At 70.4% G+C, this 22,405-nt stretch carries 20 protein-coding genes; 6 read left to right on the top strand and 14 right to left on the bottom strand.

Annotated features, from left to right (window positions below):
* Positions 1-932, bottom strand: a 932-nt coding sequence (locus B9S58_RS32680) for a heme o synthase (RefSeq protein ID WP_181009536.1), incomplete at its 3' end; no start/stop codon positions are given.
* Between the two features lie 285 nt (positions 933-1,217).
* Here B9S58_RS32680 and tkt point away from each other — a divergent pair.
* The 6 genes from tkt (at position 1,218) to B9S58_RS32650 (ending at position 8,244) form a co-directional block, all read left to right on the top strand.
* The gene (gene tkt, locus B9S58_RS32675; RefSeq protein WP_103535519.1) at positions 1,218-3,305 is read left to right on the top strand and encodes a transketolase; all 2,088 of its coding nucleotides are present in this window, start codon (positions 1,218-1,220) and stop codon (positions 3,303-3,305) included.
* A 32-nt stretch (positions 3,306-3,337) separates the two neighbouring features.
* Positions 3,338-4,456 (top strand): transaldolase, encoded by a 1,119-nt coding sequence (gene tal / locus B9S58_RS32670; protein WP_103535518.1) that lies wholly within the window; start codon positions 3,338-3,340, stop codon positions 4,454-4,456.
* Between the two features lie 5 nt (positions 4,457-4,461).
* Complete coding sequence (gene zwf / locus B9S58_RS32665) at positions 4,462-5,994, top strand: glucose-6-phosphate dehydrogenase (protein ID WP_103535517.1); 1,533 nt, start codon at positions 4,462-4,464, stop codon at positions 5,992-5,994.
* Positions 5,991-7,031: a glucose-6-phosphate dehydrogenase assembly protein OpcA gene (opcA, locus tag B9S58_RS32660; protein WP_103535516.1), complete on the top strand. Its 1,041-nt coding sequence runs from the start codon at positions 5,991-5,993 to the stop codon at positions 7,029-7,031. The genes zwf and opcA overlap by 4 nt, the downstream gene beginning before the upstream one ends.
* Positions 7,028-7,810 (top strand): 6-phosphogluconolactonase, encoded by a 783-nt coding sequence (gene pgl / locus B9S58_RS32655; protein WP_103535515.1) that lies wholly within the window; start codon positions 7,028-7,030, stop codon positions 7,808-7,810. The genes opcA and pgl overlap by 4 nt, the downstream gene beginning before the upstream one ends.
* Positions 7,811-7,881: 71 nt before the next feature.
* Entirely contained in the window at positions 7,882-8,244 is a 363-nt protein-coding gene (locus tag B9S58_RS32650; protein ID WP_103535514.1) for a VOC family protein, read from the top strand.
* A gap of 21 nt (positions 8,245-8,265) precedes the next feature.
* On the opposite strand, the gene B9S58_RS32645 is transcribed toward B9S58_RS32650, so the two are convergent.
* The 13 genes from B9S58_RS32645 to uvrC form a co-directional block, all read right to left on the bottom strand.
* Positions 8,266-9,105, bottom strand: coding sequence for a poly-gamma-glutamate hydrolase family protein (locus tag B9S58_RS32645; protein ID WP_103535513.1), 840 nt, complete (start codon positions 9,103-9,105; stop codon positions 8,266-8,268).
* Positions 9,106-9,162: 57 nt separating this feature from the next.
* Positions 9,163-10,680 carry a PH domain-containing protein gene (locus tag B9S58_RS32640; RefSeq protein WP_103535512.1) on the bottom strand — a complete coding sequence of 506 codons (1,518 nt, stop codon included), beginning with the start codon at positions 10,678-10,680 and terminating at the stop codon, positions 9,163-9,165.
* A complete protein-coding gene (locus tag B9S58_RS32635) occupies positions 10,677-11,183 on the bottom strand; it encodes a PH domain-containing protein (protein WP_103535511.1) in 507 nt (168 codons plus the stop codon). The genes B9S58_RS32640 and B9S58_RS32635 overlap by 4 nt, the downstream gene beginning before the upstream one ends.
* A gap of 4 nt (positions 11,184-11,187) precedes the next feature.
* Entirely contained in the window at positions 11,188-12,852 is a 1,665-nt protein-coding gene (gene pgi / locus B9S58_RS32630) for a glucose-6-phosphate isomerase (RefSeq protein ID WP_103535510.1), read from the bottom strand.
* Between the two features lie 183 nt (positions 12,853-13,035).
* A complete protein-coding gene (locus B9S58_RS32625) occupies positions 13,036-13,371 on the bottom strand; it encodes an RNA polymerase-binding protein RbpA (RefSeq protein ID WP_103535509.1) in 336 nt (111 codons plus the stop codon).
* A 109-nt stretch (positions 13,372-13,480) separates the two neighbouring features.
* On the bottom strand, positions 13,481-13,717 hold the full coding sequence (gene secG, locus B9S58_RS32620) for a preprotein translocase subunit SecG (protein WP_103535508.1): 237 nt from the start codon (positions 13,715-13,717) through the stop codon (positions 13,481-13,483).
* Positions 13,718-13,832: 115 nt separating this feature from the next.
* Positions 13,833-14,609 (bottom strand): triose-phosphate isomerase, encoded by a 777-nt coding sequence (gene tpiA / locus B9S58_RS32615; RefSeq protein ID WP_103535507.1) that lies wholly within the window; start codon positions 14,607-14,609, stop codon positions 13,833-13,835.
* A 6-nt stretch (positions 14,610-14,615) separates the two neighbouring features.
* Entirely contained in the window at positions 14,616-15,827 is a 1,212-nt protein-coding gene (locus tag B9S58_RS32610) for a phosphoglycerate kinase (protein ID WP_103535506.1), read from the bottom strand.
* A 115-nt stretch (positions 15,828-15,942) separates the two neighbouring features.
* Positions 15,943-16,953 carry a type I glyceraldehyde-3-phosphate dehydrogenase gene (gene gap / locus B9S58_RS32605; RefSeq protein WP_103535505.1) on the bottom strand — a complete coding sequence of 337 codons (1,011 nt, stop codon included), beginning with the start codon at positions 16,951-16,953 and terminating at the stop codon, positions 15,943-15,945.
* Between the two features lie 261 nt (positions 16,954-17,214).
* Entirely contained in the window at positions 17,215-18,204 is a 990-nt protein-coding gene (whiA, locus tag B9S58_RS32600; protein ID WP_103535504.1) for a DNA-binding protein WhiA, read from the bottom strand.
* A complete protein-coding gene (gene yvcK / locus B9S58_RS32595; RefSeq protein ID WP_103535503.1) occupies positions 18,195-19,229 on the bottom strand; it encodes a uridine diphosphate-N-acetylglucosamine-binding protein YvcK in 1,035 nt (344 codons plus the stop codon). The genes whiA and yvcK overlap by 10 nt, the downstream gene beginning before the upstream one ends.
* Positions 19,226-20,215, bottom strand: coding sequence for an RNase adapter RapZ (rapZ, locus tag B9S58_RS32590; RefSeq protein WP_103535502.1), 990 nt, complete (start codon positions 20,213-20,215; stop codon positions 19,226-19,228). Before rapZ ends, yvcK begins: the two co-directional genes overlap by 4 nt.
* Positions 20,212-22,254, bottom strand: coding sequence for an excinuclease ABC subunit UvrC (uvrC, locus tag B9S58_RS32585; protein WP_103535501.1), 2,043 nt, complete (start codon positions 22,252-22,254; stop codon positions 20,212-20,214). The genes rapZ and uvrC overlap by 4 nt, the downstream gene beginning before the upstream one ends.
* Positions 22,255-22,405 lie beyond the last annotated feature (151 nt).

Genomic DNA, 22,405 nt, shown 5'->3' with positions numbered 1-22,405 from the left:
GCGACGGCCAGGAAGAGCAGCGAGACGTAGGTGATGGACCAGTGGAACAGCCGCATCTCCTTGAGCTTGGCCCCGGTCACCCCGGCCTTGGCCCGGTTCTGCAGGCCGTGGGCCTCCCAGAGCCAGGCGCCGCCGGACAGCAGCGCCACCGCCGTGTAGAACCAGCCGGTGTAGCCGAGCGGGGTGAGCAGCAGCGAGACCGCGACCATCACCCAGCTGTAGAGGACGATCTGCTGGGCGACCACCCGGTTGGAGGCGACCACCGGGAGCATCGGTACACCGACCCGGGCGTAGTCGTCCTTGACCTTCATCGACAGCGGCCAGTAGTGCGGCGGCGTCCAGAAGAAGATGACGGCGAAGAGGATGACGGCGGCCCAGGAGAGCTCGTTCGTCACGGCGGACCAGCCGATGAGGACCGGCATGCAGCCCGCGATGCCGCCCCAGACGATGTTCTGGGAGGTGCGGCGCTTCAGCAGCATCGTGTAGACGACGACGTAGAAGAGCAGCGCGCCGAGCGCGAGAGCGGCCGAGAGCCAGTTGACGAGCAGCCCGAACCAGAGTGTGGAGACCGCCGCGAGGGTGATGCCGAAGGCCAGGCATTCGCGGGGGCTGACCATGCCCGTGACCAGCGGGCGCTGGGACGTACGGTCCATCAGCGCGTCGATGTCCCGGTCGATGTACATGTTGAGCGCGTTGGCGCCGCCGGCGGAGAGATATCCCCCGATGGTGGTCGTGAGAACGAGCCACAGGTCGGGTACGCCCTGGGCAGCGAGGAACATCACCGGAACGGTGGTGATGAGCAACAGCTCGATGATCCGTGGCTTGGTAAGCGCCACGAAGGCCTTGACGCGGGCCCCGAACGGGCGATGGCCCCCCGGGCTGGGAGTCAAGGCGACCCCTGCGGGTCGGGACTCGACGGCCGTCACGCACACCCCTGACAGAGAAATCCCAGCAAGCTCCGGGCGAGGAGGCCCGGTGAAGACTTGCGCGAACCCGTTCACTCTAGACGTTGCGGATACGCCGCCCTTCGCGGGGGTGGGGTCGTGTTGGGGGTGACTGTTCACCGGATACGCGTTTCGCCGGGAGGCGAACTCCACGGGTCGCCCACACCCTGGAAAGAGCCCGGAAAGTATGCCTGTCAACGGGGGTAGGCTCGACAGCGCCCGGTGCGGTAACAGCCACCGGTTTACGACAGTGGAGAGGAGCCCTGACTCAGGGTGAGCACCAAGCCGACCACCACAGACCTCCAGTGGACCGAAGTGGACCAGCGGGCCGTGGACACCGCCCGCGTTCTCGCCGCGGACGCCGTACAGAAAGTCGGAAACGGCCACCCGGGCACGGCGATGAGCCTGGCTCCTGCCGCGTACACCCTGTTCCAGAAGGTGATGCGGCACGACCCCGCGGACGCCGAGTGGACCGGCCGTGACCGGTTCGTCCTCTCCGCCGGCCACTCCAGCCTGACCCTGTACATCCAGCTCTACCTCGCCGGTTACGGCCTGGAGCTGGAGGACCTGAAGGCGTTCCGTACCTGGGGCTCCAAGACCCCGGGACACCCGGAGTACGGCCACACCACCGGTGTCGAGACCACGACCGGGCCGCTGGGCCAGGGTGTCGCCAACGCGGTGGGCATGGCGATGGCCGCCCGCTACGAGCGCGGCCTGTTCGATCCCGAGGCGGCCCCCGGCACCTCCCCGTTCGACCACATGGTCTGGGTCGTCGCGGGTGACGGCTGCCTCCAGGAGGGCATCTCGGCCGAGGCGTCCTCGCTGGCCGGGCACCAGAAGCTGGGCAACCTGGTCCTGCTCTGGGACGACAACCACATCTCCATCGAGGGCGACACGGAGACCGCGGTCTCCGAGGACACCCTCAAGCGGTACGAGGCGTACGGCTGGCACGTCCAGCGCGTCGACCAGCTCCCCAGCGGCGACCTGGACCCGGCGGGTCTGTACGCGGCACTGCAGGCGGCAAAGGCGGAGACCGAGCGCCCCTCGTTCATCGCGGCCCGCTCGATCATCGCCTGGCCCGCCCCGAACGCCCAGAACACCGAGGCCGCGCACGGCTCGGCGCTCGGCGACGACGAGGTCGCGGCGACCAAGCGGGTCCTCGGCTTCGACCCGGAGCAGACCTTCGAGGTCTCCGAGGAGGTCATCGGCCACACCCGCGAGGCGCTGGACCGCGGCCGTGAGGCCCGCGCGGAATGGGACAAGGCGTTCGCCGCGTGGCGCACGGCCAACCCGGAGCGCGCCGCCTCCTTCGACCGGATCGCCGCGGGCGAGCTGCCCGAGGGCTGGGAGGAGAAGCTCCCCGTCTTCGAGCCCGGCAAGGCCCTGGCCACCCGCGCCGCGTCCGGCAAGGTGCTCCAGGCGCTCGGCGAGATCGTGCCCGAGCTGTGGGGCGGCTCCGCCGACCTCGCCGGCTCGAACAACACGACGATCGACAAGACGTCGTCGTTCCTCCCGGCGGGCAACCCGCTGCCGGAGGCCGACCCGTACGGCCGCACGATCCACTTCGGGATCCGCGAGCACGCGATGGCCGCGGCCATGAACGGCATCGCGCTGCACGGCAACACCCGCGTCTACGGCGGCACCTTCCTGGTGTTCTCCGACTACATGCGCAACGCGGTGCGGCTGTCCGCGCTGATGCACCTGCCGGTGACGTACGTGTGGACGCACGACTCGATCGGCCTCGGCGAGGACGGTCCGACCCACCAGCCGGTCGAGCACCTGGCCGCGCTGCGCGCCATCCCGGGCCTGAACATCGTGCGCCCGGCCGACGCGAACGAGACCGCCATCGCCTGGCGCGAGATCCTGCGCCGCTACACCAAGGTGTTCGGCGAGGGCGCGCCGCACGGTCTGGCGCTGACCCGGCAGGGCGTGCCGACGTACGAGGCGAACGAGAACGCGGCCAAGGGCGGTTACGTCCTGTTCGAGGCCGAGGGCGGCGAGCCGCAGGTGCTGATCGTCGCGACCGGTTCCGAGGTCCACGTCGCCGTCGAGGCACGCGAGCAGCTCCAGGCGGCCGGTGTGCCGACCCGGGTGGTCTCGATGCCGTCGGTCGAGTGGTTCGAAGAGCAGGACCAGGCGTACAAGGACAGCGTGCTGCCGCCGTCGGTGAAGGCGCGGGTCGCGGTCGAGGCGGGCATCGGCCTGACCTGGTACCGCTACGTGGGCGACGCGGGCCGGATCATCTCGCTGGAGCACTTCGGGGCCTCGGCCGACGCGAAGGTGCTGTTCCGGGAGTTCGGCTTCACCGCCGAGAACGTGGCCGCCGCCGCGCGGGAATCTCTCGCCGCCGCCACACGCTGACGCCGGTATACGACTAGTAGGAGATGCAACTCATGACAGACGCACTCAAGCGCCTCTCCGACGAGGGCGTGGCGATCTGGCTCGACGACCTGTCGCGCAAGCGGATCACGTCCGGGAACCTGGCCGAGCTGATCGACCAGAGCCATGTCGTCGGCGTCACCACCAACCCGTCGATCTTCCAGAAGGCGATCTCCTCGGGCGACGGTTACGAGCAGCAGCTCACCGACCTCGCCGCCCGCAAGGTCACCGTCGAGGAAGCGCTGCGCATGATCACGACGGCCGACGTCCGTGACGCCGCCGACATCCTGCGCCCAGTCTTCGACGCCACCGGCGGCCAGGACGGCCGGGTCTCCATCGAGGTCGACCCGCGCCTGGCCCACAACACCCTGGCCACCGTCGCCGAGGCCAAGCAGCTGGCCTGGCTGGTCGACCGGCCGAACACGCTCATCAAGATCCCGGCGACCAAGGCCGGCCTGCCCGCGATCACCGAGACCATCGGCCGCGGCATCAGCGTCAACGTCACGCTGATCTTCTCCCTGGAGCGCTACCGCGCGGTCATGGACGCCTACCTCGCGGGCCTGGAGAAGGCGAAGGCCGCGGGCCTGGACCTCTCCAAGATCCACTCGGTGGCCTCGTTCTTCGTGTCCCGCGTGGACACCGAGATCGACAAGCGCCTCGACGCGATCGGCTCCGACGAGGCGAAGGCCGCCAAGGGCAAGTCCGCGCTGGCCAACGCGCGGCTGGCCTACGAGGCGTACGAGGAGGTCTTCTCCTCCGACCGCTGGGCCCCCCTGGACAAGGCGCAGGCCAACAAGCAGCGTCCGCTGTGGGCCTCCACCGGCGTCAAGGACCCGGCCCTGAAGGACACGCTGTACGTCGACGACCTGGTCGCCCCCAACACGGTGAACACCATGCCGGAGGCGACCCTGGAGGCCGTGGCCGACCACGGCGAGATCACCGGCAACACCGTCGTCGGCGGCTACGACCAGGCGCGCGCCGACCTCGACGCGGTCAAGAAGCTCGGCATCTCCTACGACGACGTCGTACAGGTGCTGGAGGACGAAGGCGTCGAGAAGTTCGAGGCCTCCTGGAACGACCTGCTCAAGTCGACCGAGGTGGAGCTTTCGCGCCTCGCCCCCTCGGAGGGCTGACCACTTTGTCTGCTGTTCCCGGAGCCAACCCGCTCCGTGACGCACAGGACCGACGGCTCCCGCGTATCGCGGGGCCGTCGGGCCTGGTCATCTTTGGCGTCACGGGCGATTTGTCCCGTAAAAAGCTGATGCCCGCCGTCTACGACCTGGCCAATCGCGGCCTGCTGCCGCCGGGCTTCTCGCTCATCGGCTTCGCGCGCCGCGACTGGGAGGACGAGGACTTCGCCCAGGTCGTCCACGACGCCGTCAAGGAGCACGCCCGTACGCCGTTCCGCGAGGAGGTCTGGCAGCAGCTCATCCAGGGGATGCGCTTCGTCCAGGGCAACTTCGACGACGACGAGGCGTTCGAGACGCTGAAGTCGACCATCCAGGAGCTCGACCAGGCACAGGGCACCGGGGGCAACTTCGCCTTCTACCTGTCCGTGCCGCCGAAGTTCTTCCCCAAGGTCGTCCAGCAGCTGAAGAAGCACGGCCTGGCCGACCAGAGCGAGGGCTCCTGGCGCCGCGCCGTCATCGAGAAGCCGTTCGGCCACGACCTGGCCAGCGCGCAGGAGCTCAACCAGCTCGTGCACGACGTCTTCCCGCCCAACGAGGTCTTCCGGATCGACCACTACCTGGGCAAGGAGACGGTCCAGAACATCCTGGCGCTGCGGTTCGCCAACACGATGTTCGAGCCGATCTGGAACCGGTCCTACGTGGACCACGTACAGATCACGATGGCCGAGGACATCGGCATCGGCGGCCGGGCCGGCTACTACGACGGCATCGGCGCCGCCCGTGACGTCATCCAGAACCACCTGCTCCAGCTGCTGGCACTGACCGCGATGGAGGAGCCCGGCTCCTTCCACCCGAAGGCCCTGGTCGCCGAGAAGCTCAAGGTGCTCACCGCCGTCGAGCTGCCCGAGGATCTCGGCCTGCACACCGTGCGCGCCCAGTACGAGCACGCCTGGCAGGGCGGCCAGGAGGCCCTCGGCTACTGCGAGGAGGAGGGCATCGACCCCAAGTCGACGACCGACACCTACGCGGCGATCAAGCTGACGATCAACAACCGCCGCTGGGCGGGCGTGCCGTTCTACCTCCGTACCGGAAAGCGGCTCGGCCGCCGGGTCACGGAGATCGCGGTCGTCTTCAAACGCGCGCCCTACCTGCCCTTCGAGTCGGGCGCGACCGAGGAGCTGGGCGGCAACGCCCTGGTCATCCGGGTCCAGCCGGACGAGGGCGTCACCGTGCGCTTCGGTTCCAAGGTGCCCGGCACCTCGATGGAGGTCCGGGACGTCACGATGGACTTCGCGTACGGCGAGTCGTTCACGGAGTCCAGCCCGGAGGCGTACGAGCGGCTCCTCCTGGACGTCCTGCTCGGCGACGCCAACCTCTTCCCGCGCCACCAGGAGGTCGAACTCTCCTGGACCATCCTCGACCCGATCGAGGAGTACTGGGACAAGCACGGGAAGCCCGCGAAGTACGCGGCCGGCACCTGGGGTCCGGCCGAGGCCGACGAGATGCTCGCACGTGACGGACGGAGCTGGAGGCGGCCATGAAGATCGATCTCACGGAAACCACATCCAGCAAGATCAACCAGGCGCTGGTCTCGGCCCGCCGGGCCATCGGCACCCCCGCCATCGGCATGGTGCTCACCCTGGTCATCGTCACCGACGAGGAGAACGCGTACGACGCGCTCAGGTCGGCCGGTGACGCCTCCCGCGAGCACCCGTCGCGGATCATCGCGGTGATCAAGCGGGTCAGCCGCTCACCGCGGGCCCGCCGCGACGCCCGGCTCGATGCCGAGGTCCGGGTCGGTTCCGACGCGGGCACCGGCGAGACCGTCGTGCTGCGTCTGCACGGCGAACTGGCCAACCACGCCCAGTCGGTGGTCCTTCCGCTGCTGCTGCCGGACGCCCCGGTCGTGGTGTGGTGGCCCGAGGGCGCGCCCGCCGACCCGGCGAAGGACCCGCTGGGCGCCCTCGCCCAACGCCGGATCACCGACACCTACTCGGCCGAGCTCCCGCTCGACGAGCTGGCGGTGCGGGCGGCGACGTACAGCCCGGGCGACACCGATCTGGCCTGGACCCGGATCACGCCGTGGCGCTCGATGCTGGCCGCCGCGCTGGACCAGCAGCCGGCCGAGGTCATCGGCGCGACCGTCGAGGGCGAGAGCGACAACCCGAGCTGCGAGCTGCTCGCCATGTGGCTCGCGGACCGGCTCGGCGTCCCGGTGGAGCGCACGCTCTCCGGGGGGCCCGGTCTCACCGCGGTCCGGATGGAGACGAAGAACGGCGTCATCGTCCTGGACCGGGCCGACGGCACGCTGGCCACGCTCTCCATGCAGAACCAGCCGGACCGCGGGGTGGCGCTCAAGCGGCGCGACACGGCCGAACTGCTGGCCGAGGAGCTGCGCCGGCTCGACCCGGACAACACCTACGCGTCCGCGGTGAAGTTCGGCGTGGGCAGGCTGCACGCAGGCGGCGAGGGCAAGGCCGCTCCCACGGGGGCCGCCGAGGAGAAGGCGGAGAAGGCTGCCGAGCCGAAGGGCTCCGCCCCGAAGAAGGCCCCGGCCAAGAGGACGGCCTCGAAGTGACGCCTCCCCAACTGGTCGTGCACCGCGACAAGGAGCTGATGGCCCAGGCCGCGGCGGCCCGGCTGATCACGAGGATCGTGGACGCCCAGGCCTCCCGGGGCCACGCCTCGGTGGTACTGACCGGTGGGCGCAACGGCAACGGTCTGCTGGCCGCGCTCGCCGCCGCGCCCGCCCGGGACGCGATCGACTGGGCACACCTGGACCTGTGGTGGGGCGACGAGCGGTTCCTGCCCGAGGGTGACCCGGAGCGCAATGTCACCCAGGCCCGCGAGGCACTGCTCGACGCGGTGCCGCTGGACCCGGCCCGGGTGCACGCGATGCCCGCGTCCAACGGCCCGTACGGCAAGGACGTGGACGAGGCGGCAGCCGGCTACGCCGCCGAACTGGCCGCTGCCTCGGGTCCTGAGGACCACGGCCCGGTGCCCACGTTCGACGTGCTGATGCTGGGCGTCGGCCCGGACACGCATGTGGCCTCGCTCTTCCCGGAGCTGCCGGCGGTACGGGAGACCGAGCGCACCGTCGTCGGTGTGCACGGGGCTCCCAAGCCGCCGCCGGTCCGCGTCTCGCTCACGCTGCCCGCGATCCGCGCGGCGCGCGAGGTGTGGCTGCTGGCGGCGGGCGAGGACAAGGCAAAAGCTGCGGCCATCGCCCTGTCCGGGGCCGGGGAGATCCAGGCCCCGGCGGCGGGCGCGTTCGGACGCGGCCGCACGCTGTGGCTGCTGGACGCGGCGGCGGCCTCGCAACTGCCGCGCGCGCTCTACCCTCCGGCCTCCGCCTGAGCGTTGACGCCTCGAAGGCCCGGCCCGCTGCTGGCGAGCGGTCCGGGCCCTCGTCATGAAAGGCTCGCGCCATGGTGCATATCGGAACCGTGGTGATGGGCGCGACCGACGTACGACGGACCGCCGCCTTCTGGAAGGCGGCGCTCACCTACACCGAGCGCGAGCCGGGGACGGACGACTGGGTGGTGCTGGTCCCGGCCGAAGGGACCGGCGTCGGCGTGGCGTTGGGGCGCTCCACCTCCCCCGTGCAGGAAGTCCCCCGAGTCCATCTCGACCTCTACTCCGACACCCAGGAGGCCGAGGTGGAGCGGTTGGTGGGGCTGGGCGCGGTGCGGGTGGAGTGGGACCTCTGTCCGCCGGACCCCGACTTCGTGGTGCTCGCCGACCCCGAGGGCAACCGCTTCTGCGTCATCGACACGACGCGCGGCGGCTGAGCCGGCCCGGGGACCCCGAGGTCAGAGGATGACCTGATCCGTTCCCTGCTCCAGCTTCGTGACGGCGGCCCGGCAGGCGCCGACGAAGCGGTCGAAGAGCGGGGTCGTGCTGCCGGCCCGGCCCGCGCGGGTGTTGACGGTGAACATGGCGGCGCGCAGCTCCGTGGTGAGCTCCAGCTGACCACCCTTGGCGAGCATGGTGCGGTTGCACGGGTTGCGGGTGTTGACCCCGCCCAGGTCGGGCAGCTCGTTCCCGTCCCGCCAGGCGATGCCGATCGCGTCGAACTCGGCCTTGAGCAGGGTCTTGAAGCGGGTGTTCAGTCCCCCGACGACCACGGCCTGTGGGACGGTGCCCGCCTGCGCCGCCGTGCAGCCGTGCAGACTCAGGACGTTGAGGCTGCTCGCCGCCATGGAGATGGCGACGTGATCGTCACAGTTCTTGGCGGTGACGTGCAGGTCACGGTTGCCCGAGAAGCGCAGTCCCTCGAACATCCAGTAGTCGAACGCCCCGTGGCCGTCTGTCAGCGGGGCGAGCGTGGCCGGGTGGTAGCCGGCTATGGCGAGGCAGAGTTCGGAGGTGCCCATCTCGATGCCGCCGCCGTGCAGGGCCATGACGGTGGTCCGGTTGTACGGGTATCTCTGCGGGAGCGAGTGGTCGGCGTACTCGTGCCTCCGGTAGCGGCGGGCGAACTCGACGCCCTCCTGACCGGCGAGCTTCTTGTAGAGGTCGGTGTTGGAGGTGTAGATGTCCAGGTCACCGGTGGCGTGGGCGTCGGTCGCGGTGAGCGAGCCCAGCAGCGGACCGCTGACGGCCGCGGTGGCGAGGGCGGTGAGGACTGTACGACGACTGGTGGAAGTCATGATCGATATCGTCGCCGACGCGGAGGCGGCTGCACAGGAGGCCTTCTGTGCCGTCCGTCACGGCCCAGGTTCCCCGACGCGCTCCAGGAAGGGCTCCAGCAGTCCCGGTACGGCCTCGGCGGCGAAGGTGAGCCCCTCGGCGGCATCGGCGTCGTACACCGTGTACGCGCCGCCTCCGGCGGCGGTGGTGGCCGTGATGCTCAGCAGCCCGGCCCGCCGCTGGAAGACCGACTGCCTGACCGTCCAGCCGATCACCCCGGCCCGCTCCAGGGCGGCGGTGGAGCGGCGGACGGTACCGGAGCGGGTGACGAGGTGGCGCCCGGAGAGCGCGTGCCCGAGCCCCCGGTACGCGTCCAGGGCAAGCGCCACCGCCACGGGGACGAGAGCCACCGTGCAGCCGAGCGCGATCCACAGCAGTACGGGGGTGAGCAGCGCCCCGAGGAGGGTCAGGATCAGGACCGGGCCGAGGACCGCGGCGAGCGACCAGCGCAGTCTGCGGCCCCGGGCGGCGCGTGGGTGAGGGGTGAGCACGGCGCCGGTCGGGGTGGCCGCCTCGCGCAGGACGTCGGCGGCGACGGCGTCGGCCCGGGTCCGGGGCGCGGCCGGGAGCAGGGTGTTGTGGTCGGCGTTCTTGGCCTCGTGGTCCTTGGCGAGGCCGGTGGTGATGGCGTCCAGCCGGGCCGCGCCGAGCAGCCGCACGCCCAGCGGCTCGACCAGGTCGACGCCGCGCAGCCGGGCCTCCTCGACGGAGATGGACCGGGAGGTGAACAGGCCGCGCCGGACCCTGAGGGTGCCGCCGGGCTCACGCTCCAGGCGGTAGTTCCACCACATCTCGATCCAGAGAACGAGCGCGCCGGCGACGCCCGCGACCAGGGCGGCCAGGGTAAGCCCGACGATCACCCAGAGCAGCGGGGTGTCCCGGAAGCGGTCGCCGACCCACCCGATGACCGCGCCCTGGGCCCCGACCCAGTCGCTGACCTGGAGCACGGCCCCGACGGCGGCACCGCCGAGCATGGGGGCGACGAAGGAGACCGGGGCGTAGCGGATCCAGTGGGGGTCCAGGACGGCCAGTTCCCCTTCCCGGTGGACACCGGACGGTGCGGTGGCGGCGCGCTCCAGCAGGAGGCGGCGCAGCCGTTCGCCCTCGGCGCGGGTGACCGGGTCCAGTTGGAGGGTGGAGTCGTGGCCCTGTTCGCCGGTGCCGATCCTCACGGTGACCAGGCCGAGGAGGCGCAGCATCAGATTGGCGGTGAGGTCGACCGTGCGGATACGGGTCCGGGCCAGGGAGCGGCGCTTGACGAGGAGGAGGCCGGTGTGGAGGTCGACGCGCTCCTCGCCGACGCGGTAGCGGGTGCGGTGCCAGCGGACCCGGTCGACGCCCGCCGCGGCCCCGATGACCAGGACGGCTCCGGCAAGCACCTGGAGCACGGCGGCCGGGAGGCCGAACCATCGGGTGAGGCCGAGCGTGACGGGGATCGCGGCGCCCGCGACGACACCCGCCACGACGAGTGCGGTGACCAGGACCGTACGGGGGTCGAGGCGGCGCCAGCCGTCCTCCGTGGCGACGGTGCTCATGTGGCGTCGCCGGGGGTGTCGCGGGTGATGCGGGTGAGCTGCCCGGCCAGGTCGGCGGCGACCTCGTGGTCCAGACCCTGGATCCGTACCGCGCCTTTGGCGGAGGCGGTGGTGACGGTGACGGTGGCGAGCCGGAAGAGCTGCTCCAGCGGGCCGCGCACGGTGTCCACGGTCTGGATCCGGGACATCGGGGCGATGCGCCACTCCTGCCAGAAGAACCCGGTGCGGACGTACACCGCGTCCTCGGTGACCTCCCACCGGTGCGTACGGAACCACCACAGGGGGAAGAGGACGATGGTCGCCGCCCCCACCACGGCCAGGACCGCGGCGGACAGCAGCAGCCAGAAGCGGGCCGGCCCGATCAGCGCGCCCAGCACCGCGAGCGGCACGACGTGCACGGCGGTCATCAGCAGCCACTGGACCCGCCACCAGCCGACGGCGCGCTCGTTCAGCGTGTTGCGCGGCGGCCGCAGCCGTACCGCTGTCCCCTCCCCCTGCGGCATCGGCTCAGCGCCCGCGCAGGGTGCGGTAGGCGTCGACCAGGGCGGCGGTGGAGCTGTCGAGCTGCCCGGCGTCCGCGGCCCCGCTCCCGTCAGCGGTCAGGAGCGGTTCGATCTTCTTGGCGAGGACCTTGCCGAGTTCGACGCCCCACTGGTCGAAGGAGTCGATGTTCCAGACGGCGCCCTGGACGAAGACCTTGTGCTCGTACAGCGCGATGAGCTGGCCGAGGACCGAGGGGGTCAGCCTGTCGGCGAGGATCGTCGTCGTCGGATGGTTGCCCCGGAACGTCTTGTGCGGGACCAACTGCTCGGGCACCCCCTCCGCCCGGACCTCCTCGGGCGTCTTGCCGAAGGCGAGGGCCTGGGTCTGGGCGAAGAAGTTGGCCATCAGCAGATCGTGCTGGGCGATCAGCCCGGGCAGCAGGTCGTGGACGGGCGCGGCGAAGCCGATGAAGTCCGCCGGGATCAGCTTGGTGCCCTGGTGGATCAACTGGTAGTACGCGTGCTGCCCGTTGGTACCGGGTGTGCCCCAGACGACCGGTCCGGTCTGCCAGTCCACGGGGTTGCCGTCGCGGTCGACGGACTTGCCGTTGGACTCCATGTCGAGCTGCTGGAGGTACGCGGTGAACTTGGACAGATAGTGGCTGTACGGCAGCACCGCGTGCGACTGGGCGTCGAAGAAGTTGCCGTACCAGACGCCGAGGAGGCCCAGCAGGAGCGGGGCGTTCTCCTCGGCGGGGGCGGTGCGGAAGTGCTCGTCGACGAGGTGGAAGCCGTCCAGCATCTCGCGGAAGCGGTCCGGGCCGATGGCGACCATCAGCGAGAGGCCGATCGCCGAGTCGTAGGAGTAGCGGCCGCCGACCCAGTCCCAGAACTCGAACATGTTGGCCGTGTCGATGCCGAACTCCTCGACCTTCTCGGCATTGGTCGACAGCGCCACGAAGTGCCGCGCGACGGCGTCCTGACCGGCCTTCAGCTCGGTCAGCAGCCAGTCCCGGGCGGAGGTGGCGTTGGTAATGGTCTCGATCGTCGTGAACGTCTTCGAGGCGATGACGAACAGCGTCTCGGCGGGGTCGAGGTCACGGACCGCCTCGTGCAGGTCGGCGCCGTCGACGTTGGAGACGAAGCGGACGGTGAGGGCGCGGTCCGTGAAGGAGCGCAGCACCTCGTACGCCATGGCGGGGCCGAGGTCGGATCCGCCGATGCCGATGTTGACGATGTTCTTGACGGGCTTGCCGGTGTGACCGGTCCACTGTCCGGACCGCACCTTCTCGGCGAAGCCGGCCATCTTGTCCAGGACGGCGTGCACGGCGGGCACGACGTTCTCACCGTCGACCTCGACGACCGCGTCGCGCGGGGCGCGGAGCGCGGTGTGCAGGACCGCCCGGTCCTCGGTGGTGTTGATCTTCTCGCCGCGGAACATCGCGTCCCGCAGCTCCGCGACCCCGGTGGCGGCGGCGAGTTCGCGCAGCAGGCGCAGCGTCTCGTCGGTGACCAGGTGCTTGGAGTAGTCGAGGTGGAGGTCGCCGACCCGCAGGGTGTAGGCGGTGCCGCGGTCCCGCTGCCGCGCGAACAGCTCGCGCAGCTGGGGAGCGCCGAGCTCCTCACGGTGCTCCGCGAGAGCCGTCCACTCGGGCGTCTGGTCGAGCTTGGTTCGGCTTGCTGTGTTCATCCCGGATATCAGCCCACTTCTTCTCGTCACTCAGCATCCCCGCTGCCCCTCCAACCTAATTGATCGAGGAGGCGGGCGGCGTGGAGGAGGACGGTGGCGCGGGAACGCGATACGGCCGGACACCCGTGGGGGGTCCGGCCGGTGAACGACGGGCTGGTCCGTGGAGCTGTTACGAGGGAGCGGCTAGATCTCGCCACGGAGTTTGGCCAGCGCCTCGGCGAGGATCGCCTCGCCGTCCTCGTCGCTGCGCCGCTCGCGTACGTACGCCAGATGCGTCTTGTACGGCTCGGTGCGAGGCGGGTCGGGCGGGCTGTCCTTGTCCTGGCCGGCCGGGAAGCCGCAGCGCGGGCAGTCCCAGATGTCCGGCAGCTGCGCGTCATGGGCGAAGCTCGGCTGCGTCTCGTGCCCGTTCGAGCACCAGAAGGAGATGCGGGCGCGCGGCGCGGACTCGCCCCGCTCCGCCTCCCCCATCGGCCCCGCTCCGACCCGGCTTCCCCGGATCGCGTTGCCACTTGCCACGGTCGTAACTCCCTGCGTGATGGTGCTCGAGGATGCCCCAGTCTACGTAAGGCCCAACGCGCGTCCAGCGAAAGGAGTTACACCCTCACCGGGAATCGCGGACGACGGGTCAGTTGTCCAGCTTGATGAGCAGACCGAGGACGACGATGCACGCGAACCAGACCAGACCGACCACCACGGTGATCCGGTCGAGGTTACGTTCGGCGACCGAGGAGCCACCGACGGAGGACTGCATTCCGCCACCGAACATGTCGGAGAGACCGCCGCCCTTGCCCTTGTGCATGAGCACCAGCAGCATCAGCAGCAGGCTGAAGACGATCAGGGCGATCTGGAACGCCAGAATCACGGCTGGTCCCTACTTTCCGGATTTCTCGATTACTGCCTGTACGTACAGCGGGGGCCGGAGGGTGACAACCCCCTCGGCCCCCGCAAGGGTACGACGGATCGGCGCTACCGCATACTCACTGGTCGCGGAAGCGGACGATCTTGACGAACTCGTCGGCGTCCAGTGCGGCGCCGCCGATGAGGGCGCCGTCCACGTCGGGCTGCGCCATGATGGCCGCGACGTTGCCGGACTTCACCGAGCCGCCGTACTGGATACGGACGGCGTCGGCCAGCTCCTGCGAGTACAGCTCGGCCAGCCGGCCGCGGATCGCACCGCAGACCTCCTGGGCGTCCTCGGGGGTGGCGACCTCGCCGGTCCCGATGGCCCAGACCGGCTCGTAGGCGATCACGATCGTCTCGGCCCGCTCGGCCGGGATGTCCTTCAGGGCGCCGTCGAGCTGCGCGAGCGTGTAGGAGACCTGGTCACCGGCCTTGCGGATGTCCAGGCCCTCGCCGACGCAGAGGATCGGGGTCAGGCCGTGCTTGTAGGCGGCCTTCACCTTGGCGTTGCAGATCTCGTCGTTCTCGCCGTGGTACTGGCGGCGCTCGCTGTGGCCGACGGCCACGTACGTGCAGCGCAGCTTGGCGAGCATGGGACCGGAGATCTCACCGGTGTACGCGCCGGAGTCGTGCGCCGAGATGTCCTGGGCGCCGTACTTGATCTTCAGCTTGTCGCCGTCGACCAGGGTCTGCACGGTACGCAGGTCGGTGAAGGGCGGGAGAACGGCGACCTCGACGTCCTCGTAGTCCTTGTCGGCCAGGGCGAAGGCGAGCTTCTGGACGTGGGCGATGGCCTCGAGGTGGTTGAGGTTCATCTTCCAGTTGCCCGCCATCAGCGGGGTGCGGGTGGTCATGAAAGGTCAGTCCTCCAGTGCGGCGAGCCCGGGAAGCGTCTTGCCCTCGAGGTATTCGAGGCTCGCGCCACCACCGGTCGAAATATGTCCGAAAGCATTCTCGTCGAAGCCCAGGATGCGAACGGCCGCCGCGGAGTCGCCACCGCCGACGACGCTGAAGGCCGACGAGTCGACGAGCGCCTGGGCGACCGCGCGGGTGCCGTCGGCGAAGTCGGGGTGCTCGAAGACGCCCATCGGGCCGTTCCAGAAAACGGTGGCCGCGTCGGCGAGCTTCGATGCGTAGAGCTTGTTGGTCTCGGGTCCGTTGTCCAGCCCCATCTGGCCGGCCGGGATGGCGTCGGCGGCGACGGTGGTGGGGTGGGCCGGGGCCTTGGTCTTCAGGTCGGGGAAGGCGGGAGCGACCACGACGTCGACGGGGAGGACGAACTCCACGCCCTTGTCCTCGGCACGCCGCAGGTACTCCCGCACGGCCGGGATCTGGTCCTCCTGGAGCAGCGAGCTGCCGACCTCGTGGCCCTGGGCCTTGAGGAAGGTGTACGCCATGCCGCCGCCGATCAGGATGCGGTCGGCCCGCTCCAGCAGGTGGTCGATCACGCCGAGCTTGTCGGAGACCTTGGCGCCGCCGAGGACGACCGCGTACGGCCGCTTCACATCGGTGGTGAGCTTCTTCAGGACGCCGACCTCGGTGGCGATGAGGTAGCCCGCGTAGTGCGGGAGCCGCGCCGGGAGGTCGAAGACCGAGGCGTGCTTGCGGTGCACCGCGCCGAAGCCGTCGCCCACGTAGACGTCGGCGAGCTCGGCCAGCTGATCGGCGAAGGCGCCGCGCTCGGCGTCGTCCTTGGACGTCTCGCCGGCGTTGAAGCGGAGGTTCTCGATGACGGCGACCTGGCCGTCGGTGAGACCGGCGACCGTGGCGCGGGCGGACTCGCCGACCGTGTCGGTGGCGAAGGCGACCTCGGCACCGAGGAGCTCCCCCAGGCGCGCGGCGGCGGGCGCCAGCGAGTAGGCCGGTTCCGGGGCGCCCTTGGGGCGGCCGAGGTGCGAGGCGACGACGACGCGCGCGCCGGCCTCGGCGAGCTTGGCGATCGTCGGGACGACGGCGCGGATCCGGCCGTCGTCGGTGATCGTGGTGCCGTCCAGCGGCACGTTGAGGTCGGCGCGGACGAATACCCGCTTGCCCGCGACCCCTTCGGCGAGAAGTTCGTCGATCGTCTTCATCTGGTCTTCCGTTACTCCTTGCAAGGACGGATGAACATGCTAAGGGGCTCGACCGGCGCGTCGTTGCGCCGGTCGAGCCCCTAGCTCACATCGTGGTGCCGCCGACCCCGAAGGATCAGAGCTGCTCGCCGACGAAGACCGTGAGGTCGACGAGGCGGTTGGAGTAGCCCCACTCGTTGTCGTACCAGCCGAGGATCTTCACCGTGTTGCCCTCCTGGACCATGGTCAGGGAGGAGTCGAAGGTGCAGGACGACGGGTCGCCGACGATGTCCGAGGAGACGATCGGGTCCTCGGTGTACGTCAGGAAGCCCTTGAGGGCGCCGTCGTCGGAGGCCTTCTTGAACGCGGCGTTGACCTCGTCCTTGGTGACCTCGCGCTGGAGGGTGACGACCAGGTCGGTGGCGGAGCCGGTCGGGACCGGGACGCGCATCGCGATGCCGTCGAGCTTGCCCTTGAGCTGCGGGAGGACCAGGGCGGTGGCCTTGGCGGCGCCGGTGGTGGTCGGGATGATGTTCTCGGCGGCGGCGCGGGCGCGACGCAGGTCCGAGTGCGGGAAGTCCAGGATCCGCTGGTCGTTGGTGTACGCGTGGACCGTCGTCATCAGGCCCTTGACGATGCCGAAGTTCTCGTCGAGAACCTTGGCCATCGGCGCCACACAGTTGGTGGTGCAGGAGGCGTTGGAGATGACGTTGTGGTTGGCCGCGTCGTACTGGTCCTGGTTGACGCCCATCACGATGGTGATGTCCTCGTCCTTGGCCGGAGCCGAGATGAGGACCTTCTTGGCGCCGCCCGCGATGTGCTTCTCGGCGTCGGCCTTCTTGGTGAAGATGCCGGTCGACTCGATGACGATGTCGACGCCCAGCTCACCCCAGGGGATGTCGGCCGGGTTGCGCTCGGAGAGCACCTTGACGGTGTGACCATCGACGGTGATGGTGTCGGCGGTGTGGCTGACCTCTGCCTTGAGACGACCCAGAATGGTGTCGTACTTCAGCAGGTGGGCCGTGGTCGCAGTGTCACCCAGGTCGTTGACAGCCACGATCTCGATGTCCGCACCCTGCTCCAGCAGAGCGCGGAAGTAGTTGCGGCCGATGCGGCCGAAGCCGTTGATGCCTACGCGGATCGTCACGAACCGATCTCCTCGTTAGGTACGCCGGTTTTCGACGCCGGCGAGTTGTATAGGGATGTCCCCGACCGCTTCCGACCCTACCTCTCCGAGGGCCCGGGAGTGACATCGAGAGGGCCTCCACGCACCACCGGATATGACCGCAGGCCCGTACTCGCCAGTAGGAGTACGGGCCTCCGTTCCACCGGTCGGGACCTGGGTCCCGGTGGCTTCGGGACCTGGGTCCCGGTGAGTCGGGACCAACGTCCCGCGCTCGCGGTCGAGTCAGCCGACCAGGCCGTCGGCGAGCTCCTCGCTGAGGGTCGACTCGGTCCCGGGGATGCCCAGGTCCTGGGCCCGCTTGTCGGCCATCGCCAGCAGCCGGCGGATCCGGCCGGCGACCGCGTCCTTGGTCAGCGGCGGCTCGGCGAGCGCGCCCAGCTCCTCCAGGGATGCCTGCTTGTGCTCCATGCGCAGCCGCCCCGCGGCGGCCAGGTGCTCGGGGACCTCCTCGCCGAGGATCTCCAGCGCGCGCCCCACCCGGGCCCCGGCGGCGACCGCCGCGCGGGCCGAGCGGCGCAGGTTCGCGTCGTCGAAATTGGCGAGCCGGTTGGCCGTGGCGCGGACCTCGCGCCGCATCCGCCGCTCCTCCCAGGCGAGCACCGCGTCGTGGGCGCCGAGCCGGGTCAGCAGGGCGCCGATCGCGTCGCCGTCGCGGACCACCACCCGGTCCACGCCGCGCACCTCGCGCGCCTTGGCGGCGATGGAGAGCCGGCGCGCCGCCCCGACCAGGGCGAGGGCCGCCTCCGGCCCCGGGCAGGTGACCTCCAGCGAGGAGGAGCGGCCGGGCTCGGTGAGCGAACCGTGGGCGAGGAAGGCTCCGCGCCAGGCCGCCTCGGCGTCGCAGGTGGCCCCCGAGACCACCTGCGGGGGCAGCCCCCGGATCGGACGGCCGCGGCCGTCCACCAGACCGGTCTGGCGAGCCAGCTGGTCGCCGCCCGCCACCACCCGTACGACGAAGCGCGAGCCGCGCCGCAGTCCGCCGGGGGCCATCACGATCAGCTCCGAGCTGTGCCCGAAGATCTCCAGGATGTCGCGCTTGAGCCGGCGGGCCGCGTTCCCGGTGTCCAGCTCCGCCTCGATCACAATCCGGCCGCTCACCAAGTGCAGCCCGCCCGCGAACCGAAGAATCGCCGAGACCTCTGCTTTCCTGCAGCAGGTCCGGGTGACGGGAAGATGAGAGATTTCGTTCTTCACCGCTGGCGTCATCGCCATGGGCCGATCCTTCCATGCATCCGAAAAATACGGTCGTACGCGGCGGCCAACAGCTCCTGATCATGGACCGGAACGCCGTCGGGCGATGCCACCGGCGCCAGCTCGACCGCGGCTCCGAGCCGCCTGGCGGCATCAGTGAGGGATTCACGGTCGGGCACGGCGGCCTCATCGGCCAGCACCACGTCCAAGGCGAGTTTAGGGGCGTGTCGTCCCAAAACCTCCAAATGACGCTGCGGTGAGAAGCCTTCTGTTTCGCCGGGCTGGGGTGCGAGGTTCAACGAGAGGACCTTGCGTGCCTTCGTGGTGACCAGGGCGTCGAGCAGTTCCGGTACGAGCAGGTGCGGGATCACGGAGGAGAACCAGGAACCGGGACCGAGCACCACCCAGTCGGCGTCCAGGACCGCCTCCACGGCTTCCGGGACGGCCGGCGGGTCGGGCGGGACCACATGCACGGACTGCACCTCGCCGGGCGTGAGCGCCACCGTGGCCTGGCCGCGCACGGTGACGATCGCGTCGGGCAGGTCGGGGTCGTGGCCCTTGACCAGCGCCTGGAGCTCCAGCGGGACGGCCGACATCGGTAGCACCCGCCCGTGCGCGCCGAGCAGCTTGCCGACCAGGTCGAGCGCCTGGACATGGTCGCCGAGCTGCTCCCAGAGGGCCACGATCAGCAGATTGCCGACCGCGTGCTCGTGGAGGTCGCCCTTGGACTCGAAGCGGTGCTGGATGACCCGGGACCAGGTGCGGCCCCAGTCGTCGTCGCCGCACAGCGCGGCGAGCGCCTTGCGCAGATCGCCGGGGGGCAGGACACCCAGCTCCTCGCGCAGCCGGCCGCTGGAGCCGCCGTCGTCGGCGACGGTGACCACGGCCGTGAGATCGCCGGTGATCCGGCGCAACGCCGCCAGGGACGCCGAGAGGCCCATGCCACCGCCGAGCGCGACGACCTTGGGCTGAGCACCGCGCTTGCGGCCGGAGAGCGCCGAGGTGGCGCGGCTCAGGCGTCGCATCCGCAGATTGCGTCCGGTCACTCTCGCCCCATGTCCCGGTGCACGAGGACGGTCTCGACGCCTTCGGCGGCGAGGCGGGCCGAGAGCTTCTCCGACATGGCGACGGAACGGTGTTTGCCGCCGGTGCAGCCCACCGCGACGGTGACGTACCGCTTGCCCTCACGGCGGTAGCCCGCGGCGATCAGCTGGAGCAGCTCCGTGTACTGGTTGAGGAACTCCTTGGCGCCCGGCTGGTCGAAGACGTAGTCGGACACCTCCTCGTTGACGCCGGTGAAGGGGCGCAGCTCGGGGACCCAGTGCGGGTTGGGCAGGAAGCGGCAGTCGACGACCAGGTCGGCGTCGACGGGCAGGCCGTACTTGTAGCCGAAGGACATCACCGTGGCCCGCAGCTCCGGCTCCGAGTCGCCCGCGAACTGGGCGTCCATCTTGGCCCGCAGCTCGTGCACGTTGAGGCTGGAGGTGTCGATGACCAGATCGGCGTCGCCGCGCAGCTCGCGCAGCAGGTCGCGCTCGGCCGCGATGCCGTCGACGATGCGGCCGTCGCCCTGGAGGGGGTGCGGGCGGCGGACGGACTCGAAACGGCGCACGAGGGCGTCGTCGGAGGACTCCAGGAAGACGATCCGCCGGGTGACGTGCTTGGCCTCCAGGTCGGCGAGGGACTCGCGGAGGTTGTCGAAGAAGCGCCGGCCGCGCACGTCGACGACGACGGCGATCCGGGCCACGTTGCCCTGCGAGCGGGCACCGAGCTCGACCATGGTGGGGATCAGTGCGGGCGGCAGGTTGTCGACGACGAACCAGCCGAGGTCCTCCAGACACTTGGCGGCGGTGCTGCGGCCGGCGCCCGACATCCCGGAGATGATCACCAGCTCGGGGATGGCCGCGTCACCCGTCTCGTTCGGGGTGTTCGTACTCACGTCTGCTGCTCCGTCTGCTCGGTCTGCGATGTCGGCTGCTGTGGCGTTCGGGTCTGCGGTGTTCTGTGCGTTCTCGTGGCTGTTCTCGGTCATGAGCTGCCCCCGTCGTCCTCTTCCATGATCTCTCCTGTGGCCGTGTTCACGGCAGGCGCCGCGGGAGCGGTCGAGGCGAGGGCCGCGGCCACCGATTCCGCCGTCCTTCGCCCTATCCCGGGGGCCTCGCAGATCTCGTCGATTGTCGCTTGCCGGAGCTTCTTCACCGAGCCGAAATGCTTGATCAGGGCCTGCTTCCGGGTCTCGCCGAGACCGGCCACGTCGTCGAGGGGGCTGGAGCGGATGCGTTTGGCGCGTTTGGCGCGCTGGTAGGTGATGGCGAAGCGGTGAGCCTCGTCCCGGACGCGCTGGAGGAGGTAGAGGCCCTCGCTGGAGCGGGGCAGGACCACGGGATCGTCGTCGTCGGGGAGCCAGATCTCTTCGAGGCGCTTGGCGAGGCCGCAGACGGCGATGTCGTCGATGCCCAGCTCGTCCAGGGCGCGCTTGGCCGCGGCGACCTGGGGCTGCCCGCCGTCGACGACGACGAGCTGCGGCGGGTAGGCGAACCGCTTGCGCCGGCCGTCGTCCTCCCGGGGCTCACCGTCTTCGGCGGCCGGCGCGACGGCGGGGACGGGGCCGGTGGTGGCGGGCCCGGCGGCCCGGGCGGCCGCCGGCTGCTCCTCCCACTCCCCCGTGCGTTCCTTGTCCTGGAGGTAGCGCTTGAAGCGGCGGCCGATCACCTCGTGCATCGAGCGGACGTCGTCCTGGCCCTCGAAGCCCTTGATCTGGAAGCGGCGGTACTCGCTCTTGCGGGCGAGGCCGTCCTCGAAGACCACCATGGAGGCCACCACGTCGTCGCCCTGGAGGTGGGAGACGTCGTAGCACTCGATGCGCAGCGGGGCGGTGTCCAGGCCCAGTGCCTCGGCGATCTCCTCCAGGGCGCGGGAGCGGGTGGTCAGGTCGGAGGCGCGTTTGGTCTTGTGCAGCCCGAGCGCCTGCTGGGCGTTGCGCTGGACCGTGGCCATGAGGTCCTTCTTGTCGCCGCGCTGCGGGATGCGCAGGCTGACCTGGGATCCCCGGCGCTCGGCGAGCCACTGGGAGACCGCTTCGGCGTCCTCGGGCAGGGCGGGGACCAGGACCTCCTTGGGGACGGCGTCGCCGCGCTCCTCCCCGTACAGCTGCTGGAGGGCGTGCTCGACGAGGCCGGAGGTGTCGACCGCCTCGACCTTGTCGGTGACCCAGCCGCGCTGGCCGCGCACCCGGCCGCCGCGCACGTGGAAGATCTGGAGGGCGGCCTCCAACTCGTCCTCGGCGACGGCGATCAGGTCGGCGTCGGTGGCGTCGGCCAGGACGACGGCGCTCTTCTCCATGGCGCGCTTGAGGGCCTCGGTGTCGTCGCGGAGGCGGGCGGCCCGCTCGTACTCCATCTCCTCGGCCGCCTGCATCATGTCCTTCTCCAGGCGGCGGATGTACGTGCCGGTGCGGCCGGCCATGAAGTCGCAGAAGCCCTCGGCCAGCTCCCGGTGTTCCTCGGGGGTGACCCGGCCGACGCAGGGGGCCGTGCACTTGCCGATGTAGCCCAGCAGGCAGGGGCGGCCGGTGCGCGCGGCGTTCTTGAAGACCCCGGCCGAGCAGGTGCGGACGGGGAAGACCCGCAGCATCAGGTCGACCGTCTCGCGGATCGCCCAGGCGTGGCCGTAGGGACCGAAGTAGCGCACGCCCTTCTTCTTGGCGCCGCGCATGACCTGGACGCGGGGGAAGTCCTCGTCGAGCGTGACCGCGAGGTAGGGATAGCTCTTGTCGTCGCGGTACTTGACGTTGAACCGGGGGTCGTACTCCTTGATCCAGGAGTACTCCAGCTGGAGCGCCTCGACCTCGGTGGAGACGACCGTCCATTCGACGGAGGCGGCGGTGGTGACCATCGTGCGCGTACGCGGATGGAGTCCGGCGAGGTCCTGGAAGTAGTTGGCCACGCGCTGGCGCAGGTTCTTGGCCTTCCCGACGTAGATCACCCGGCGGTGCTCGTCACGGAATTTGTAGACCCCCGGGGAGTCGGGGATCTGTCCCGGCTTGGGGCGGTAGCTGGAGGGGTCTGCCATGTCTCACACCCTACTTGCGGGCAGTGACAGCGCGTCGTCCTCGGGTGCTGCCGCGCTCCGGGGCGCCGTGGGGTGTCCGCACCCCGGAGCGGGCCTGTGGGCCGGTGGAGCCGCTGCTCAGGCGTCCGCGGCCGGGGGGCGCCCGGTACGG

It is taken from the genome of Streptomyces sp. SM11, from assembly GCF_002910905.1.
In the GTDB taxonomy this organism is placed as follows: Bacteria; Actinomycetota; Actinomycetes; order Streptomycetales; family Streptomycetaceae; genus Streptomyces.
Note: the sequence above shows the minus strand (reverse complement) of the source record. Positions and strands in the feature narration are given on the sequence as shown.

What these genes read in the sequence shown, in the direction of transcription:
- B9S58_RS32610 (WP_103535506.1), bottom strand. Translation starts at nt 15,827, where the DNA reads ATGAAGACGATCGACGAACTTCTCGCCGAAGGGGTCGCGGGCAAGCGG.
- uvrC (WP_103535501.1), bottom strand. Translation starts at nt 22,254, where the DNA reads ATGGCAGACCCCTCCAGCTACCGCCCCAAGCCGGGACAGATCCCCGAC.
- rapZ (WP_103535502.1), bottom strand. Translation starts at nt 20,215, where the DNA reads ATGACCGAGAACAGCCACGAGAACGCACAGAACACCGCAGACCCGAAC.
- pgi (WP_103535510.1), bottom strand. Translation starts at nt 12,852, where the DNA reads ATGAACACAGCAAGCCGAACCAAGCTCGACCAGACGCCCGAGTGGACG.
- tal (WP_103535518.1), top strand. Translation starts at nt 3,338, where the DNA reads ATGACAGACGCACTCAAGCGCCTCTCCGACGAGGGCGTGGCGATCTGG.
- B9S58_RS32645 (WP_103535513.1), bottom strand. Translation starts at nt 9,105, where the DNA reads ATGACTTCCACCAGTCGTCGTACAGTCCTCACCGCCCTCGCCACCGCG.
- tpiA (WP_103535507.1), bottom strand. Translation starts at nt 14,609, where the DNA reads ATGACCACCCGCACCCCGCTGATGGCGGGCAACTGGAAGATGAACCTC.
- B9S58_RS32635 (WP_103535511.1), bottom strand. Translation starts at nt 11,183, where the DNA reads ATGCCGCAGGGGGAGGGGACAGCGGTACGGCTGCGGCCGCCGCGCAAC.
- B9S58_RS32650 (WP_103535514.1), top strand. Translation starts at nt 7,882, where the DNA reads ATGGTGCATATCGGAACCGTGGTGATGGGCGCGACCGACGTACGACGG.
- opcA (WP_103535516.1), top strand. Translation starts at nt 5,991, where the DNA reads ATGAAGATCGATCTCACGGAAACCACATCCAGCAAGATCAACCAGGCG.
- whiA (WP_103535504.1), bottom strand. Translation starts at nt 18,204, where the DNA reads ATGGCGATGACGCCAGCGGTGAAGAACGAAATCTCTCATCTTCCCGTC.
- B9S58_RS32640 (WP_103535512.1), bottom strand. Translation starts at nt 10,680, where the DNA reads ATGAGCACCGTCGCCACGGAGGACGGCTGGCGCCGCCTCGACCCCCGT.